This is a genomic window from Moorena sp. SIO2C4, assembly GCF_010672485.1.
GTDB lineage: Bacteria > Cyanobacteriota > Cyanobacteriia > Cyanobacteriales > Coleofasciculaceae > Moorena > Moorena producens.
This window is the reverse complement of record NZ_JAAHGN010000565.1, coordinates 1-4,816: the sequence shown is the minus strand read 5'-3', so window position 1 is coordinate 4,816 and position 4,816 is coordinate 1. Positions and strand designations below refer to the sequence as shown.

At 40.7% G+C, this 4,816-nt stretch carries 6 protein-coding genes and 2 pseudogenes; all 8 read right to left on the bottom strand.

The genetic code is table 11. The annotated features are described in order from the left end of the window. Nucleotides 1–133 precede the first annotated feature (133 nt). Nucleotides 134–574 carry an MATE family efflux transporter gene (locus tag F6K20_RS24545; RefSeq protein WP_287296361.1) on the bottom strand — a complete coding sequence of 147 codons (441 nt, stop codon included), beginning with the start codon at nucleotides 572–574 and terminating at the stop codon, nucleotides 134–136. Nucleotides 575–594: 20 nt separating this feature from the next. Continuing rightward, complete coding sequence (locus F6K20_RS24540) at nucleotides 595–753, bottom strand: hypothetical protein (protein WP_229414257.1); 159 nt, start codon at nucleotides 751–753, stop codon at nucleotides 595–597. 71 nt (nucleotides 754–824) lie between these two features. Then, nucleotides 825–1,046, bottom strand: coding sequence for a hypothetical protein (locus F6K20_RS24535; RefSeq protein WP_287296359.1), 222 nt, complete (start codon nucleotides 1,044–1,046; stop codon nucleotides 825–827). Between the two features lie 223 nt (nucleotides 1,047–1,269). Then, nucleotides 1,270–2,148 carry a hypothetical protein gene (locus F6K20_RS24530; protein WP_287250588.1) on the bottom strand — a complete coding sequence of 293 codons (879 nt, stop codon included), beginning with the start codon at nucleotides 2,146–2,148 and terminating at the stop codon, nucleotides 1,270–1,272. 39 nt (nucleotides 2,149–2,187) lie between these two features. Then, nucleotides 2,188–2,340 (bottom strand): hypothetical protein, encoded by a 153-nt coding sequence (locus tag F6K20_RS24525; protein WP_154659738.1) that lies wholly within the window; start codon nucleotides 2,338–2,340, stop codon nucleotides 2,188–2,190. 15 nt (nucleotides 2,341–2,355) lie between these two features. Then, nucleotides 2,356–3,381, bottom strand: coding sequence for a DUF6492 family protein (locus tag F6K20_RS24520; RefSeq protein ID WP_008181924.1), 1,026 nt, complete (start codon nucleotides 3,379–3,381; stop codon nucleotides 2,356–2,358). A gap of 293 nt (nucleotides 3,382–3,674) precedes the next feature. Then, a pseudogene (locus tag F6K20_RS24515) lies at nucleotides 3,675–3,980 on the bottom strand (ABC transporter permease subunit); the annotation flags it as partial. A 465-nt stretch (nucleotides 3,981–4,445) separates the two neighbouring features. After that, a pseudogene (locus tag F6K20_RS24510) lies at nucleotides 4,446–4,816 on the bottom strand (DUF2330 domain-containing protein); the annotation flags it as partial.

Genomic DNA, 4,816 nt, shown 5'->3' with positions numbered 1-4,816 from the left:
CAGGGAACAGGGAACAGTGGACAAGAATTGAGTAAACACTATCAGAAAAATACTTTTGCGCATAGGTCTATTAGAGTATCTTGTTTCTGTACTCTATTTCCTTTGGCCTTACCCCCGATTATATTATCCTAATCTAAATGGAACCCTGCCAAATGCAATCACTTAACTGCTGAATTTCTTGGAATCGAACATCCTGACTGATAAAGAATATTCCCACAAATAAGGTCAAATATTGACTCAAACAAGCAGAAAAACCAGCTCCAATACTGCCCCAATGCCATTTAATAATGGAAAAATAATCAAAGATTATATTGCCTAAATTGCCAAGGATTGTTATCACTAGCACCTTACCACTCATCTCTTTTCCTAATAACCAACCGATCACGACTAAGTTAAGTGCCACTGCGGGAGCACCCCAAATACGGGCATTAAAATAAGCAATACCAGAAGATTTAACGTCATCAGGAGCATCGAGTATAAGAAACCAAATTTTCTCGATAGGATATTGTAAAATAACAATTAATACACCCAGTACCAACGCTATCAATCCATTGCGTAAACCCAATAATAACATGGCTTCGCGGTCATCTTTGCCTACAGCTTGAGCCGTCGCTCCCGTTCCATCCGCAAGAAGTGTAAAAGTCGGTAAAGATAGGTAAACAAAACCGTTGCGACTGCAACTCCTGCTAAGTGACGAATTTCTGGCAGATGTCCCAGGAAAGCCACGCTGACTAAGCCCGATAAGGGAATCATGATATTGGAGAGAGGTAAGCATTCAGCTCTCAGCTCTCAGCTCTCAGCTCTCAGCTCTCAGCTCTCAGCTCTCAGCTTTCAGCTCTCAGCTTTTGAATAAAACAGGTAACCATTTGTCTAATCTGAGTTACGTCTGTTGAGCACTGACCCCTGACAGCTGACGGCTGACCACTGACCACTGACAGCTGACGGCTGACCACTGACCGGTGAATACTTACGGAGAGAGTATTAATGGCCGCAAGCCTGTAGAAGCGGGGGATAAGACTGTCTGAGTTTAAGCGGGCAAGTTTCATCGGCTCAAATATCAACTTTATTGGTATTTTTAATAGTAAATTTTAACAAAAATCAAGCTTAATTTTAAAAATTTTTATGGGATTTCAAAAGTTCCACTTTCTGTGAAACACAGGATAGAGAGACAACTCAGATCAAGAACAATTCTGATAGCTGGTCAGCTACCTAAAAAGGGAAGCTAAAAGCCCCGTCTCTTTAGAGCGGGGTGCTGATGTTCAGCGAATTTCAAATAGAGCGCATGGTCAGAGATTTTGCTAAGGTTTGATAGCTGGCAGGATGACCTGCAAAATATCCCGAGAGATAATACCTGGCAGGTTCATAATGATTTTCAGCCGTGAACGGAGCAAAAAATTGATCACTAACCAAATCTTTTCTGACAAAAAATGCATTAACACCCGATAAGTTACAGCCCACAAGATAATACCCTTTTTTATCTAGATTGACCTCAAAAAACTTCAATGAAGCCCCAAAACAATCATCTTTTTCCCATCTGTGTGTGGCATCATAGTCCATACAATATAAAATGGGTGGTGTGAACTTGGCATTATATTCAACGACAATCACTCTGGGACTTATACAGGTGATTGAATCAATAATATGATAGTCATTACCATCAATATCGACTGATAATATATCGATTTCATCAGCATCTATATTGGCAGAAATTAATTCGTTGATATTCTCTTTTGTAATAAAGGATTCAACGATTTTTAACTGACCATTTTCTATGACTTTATGAAAATATTTTCTAATTTTATTTACCGAACTAGACGACGCATCGATCCATAGACCTTGCCAATGATCAAAAAGCAGGGCAAGGGTATTGTTTTCTAAGCCATTGCCAATGCCAAATTCAACAAAGATTTGATTCGTGACACCAATCCTGTTAAAGATTTCTCTAATAATGCCATCTTCATCACTTTGGGAATAAACCTTACTACCAAAAGCAATTAAACCCTGAGGATTTTGATAGCGTTCACTTGTCCTTAAACGTTCTATTTCTTGAATAATCGGAATCTGTTTAATCCGGTTCCGAATTGTTAATTCATAGCCGATATCCTGGATAATAGGCTTAATCAATTTTTGTAGTCTTTGGAGTGGCATAAACCGATTGTTTTCATACAATAACTAACGACTTTTCGGTCAACAGGTTGTTTGAAGACCATTGTTGACCTCCTCCCGACGCCAACGTTTCACTTTTGGCGCGGGATTCCCAAACTTGTTGATGTCTCGGTCATGGTGAGTCCTATATACCGGGAGGTGACCTGCTGCCATCCCAGATGAACCCGAATCCATTTAGATTTCCAATCTTTAGTGTGTGCTAGAGACTTCAGTCATGCGAGGATTCCAACGAGAACGCAACTCTTCGATATGCATATTCTCTCTGTTCTTTTTGAGATGTCGAGGGCTACTTTCAAAAGATAAAGAAGATGGCAGCGGATCTGACCCATACTCAGCTTGAATAAAGGATTCTAACTCTGTATAGGACGGAGAAAAGCTTTCTTGAGTCGGCTGGGATACCGTCGATTGATATCGCCGTAATGTCGCAGAAAACAAACCCGTACCATCATCAAAAAACCGTTCAGTGGTTGCCCCATAGCGTTCATAGGGATGAAAAGCCAGATGATCTGGGGCTTGAGCTGCCACCCAGGAAACGTAAGACCAATATTCACTAAAGGTGCCAAATTTCAGCGCAGATCGCATCATCAGCAACAACCAATGGTCATCCGATTGAAAGTAGTTGCTCACCTGACACTTAAAGGACTTAAGGTGCTCTTGTTTAAACCACATATGATGGGGAATAAAAGTGCCTTCAGGGTCTGTTAGGGGTTCAACCCCCAACACCGAGCGAATCCATTCTGCCCAAGTGGAGACAATGCTCGCATTGCCCCACTGATTGTGCTGAAGTAGGGCAAACGTATGCTGTTGGGTTTGGTTCTCCTCACAAATCAGCGGCCAAGTCGCAACCGGAAGTAGGTCACTATCCCAGACAACATACCATTCACTTAAGTCATCAATTCCCTCACCAGCACCCAGTTTTAAGAGTTGCTGATAGAACCAGCCTGGAGTATAAAGGGATTCCCCGAGTTCCAGTTCAGCACAAATTCTGTCTTTTGTCAGACCACTCTTTTGAAAGAAGGTTTCCTCAGAATGGGTATAAAGGGGAGCCACTTCCCAACCCTGAGACACCTGTTGTAGTGATCGCGCCTCTGGCTCAGGTGAAATCACATGGATACTGCGAGGTTTGTAATGGGTTGTAATTCCCTCAAGCACACCCCGCGTGTTCCAGCGCAACTGATAGAGAGGAATCACAAAGTCGAAGATTTCTTGTGACATAGCGTTTAACTCCGAATTTATCTAGACTATCAACAATAAAAATATCATCTTAATCGAGCAAGGAGTCAGTGTTAGTTTAGGATGTTAAGGTCTCTTGCCGTTATTAACATCTAAGCTGAACAAGTACCTCAGAACCCCATTCAGAATTGATCATTCATCACTTATCATTCATATGGGCTAGCAGTGGAACCTCTGCTATTGCGACTGGTTGAGCAGAACTTAGCTAAAGCTAGACTTTAAGTCGCCTTCAACCCCATTCATAATTTATAATTAATCATTCAATAATTCAATTATAATAATCCCACAATTGCCAACAGTGTTGTATCCTGAAACAGACTAATAAACTGACCGACAATCGATGGAATCGATATTTTAAAAGCTTGAGGTAAAACAATCAATCCTAAAGTGAACGGGGTATTCAAACCTAGGGCTTTAGAAGCTTCTACTTGACCTCTCGGTATGGCTTGGATTCCACCCCGCACCTTTTCTGCTAGATCAGCTGAACTAAATATTGTTAATCCTACAATTGCCCGTAATACCCGATCCGGTCGCATTCCTTTGGGTAAAAATAAGGGCAGTAAAACTTGTCCTATAAATAAGCTGATATGCATTTAAATTGGTTATTACCTATTCCCTTTTGGGAAACTCAATTGCTACATCGCTTACCTTAAGGGAGTTTGAGTCTCAAAGTAGTACAAATGAACAGAGTAACTTCAGTCAAAAAACTTTTATCTGTAGTTTTTGATACTAATTTAGATGAGCTTACCCTGGTTCAACCCGTCAAATTTATGATATAGCAGTTCTCATACTCATGAGCGACATTGCTTATCCCTTTAAGGCAAAAGGCAAAAGGCAAAAGGCAATAGTAAAGAGGGTTTTAAGGTAATCAGTCTCAAAGACTAGTGTACCTCATAACTGCGAGAAACGCTATAATTGCGTTACATATCTTTGTTAAAATTTAGATTGCTTTACATTAAGTCTAGGTTACTTGTTACTTGTCAAGTAAGAAATAACAAGTAAAACAAGTAACCAAGTAACAAGTCACAAGTAACGATTTCCATGGTTTACCAAAGATGTCTCCACCAAGGAATAGGCTTAACATCAGGAAAATCGATTTTATTGCGGATTTCATCAATATCCCATCCAGTCAACTCAGCTAAGGTTTGAGCTTCCTGTTTCAATCGTCGATTTAAGGATTGTTGATAGTCAACTCCTGCGCTACAGCTCATCTTCCCAGTAAAGGGATGACGAAGGATATATCGTCCCTGAAACAATTCACGGTTTGACGTTTCCTGGAACATCAAATCTTCTGGGAACGTATCACGGGTATAGCGAACATGGAGGCGAGTGATATAAACATTATTGGGTCTTCTATTGGGTCTTCCTGAGTTTAGCCAAAAGACACCTAATTTCCGGAGTTCTTCCGGATTGAGGG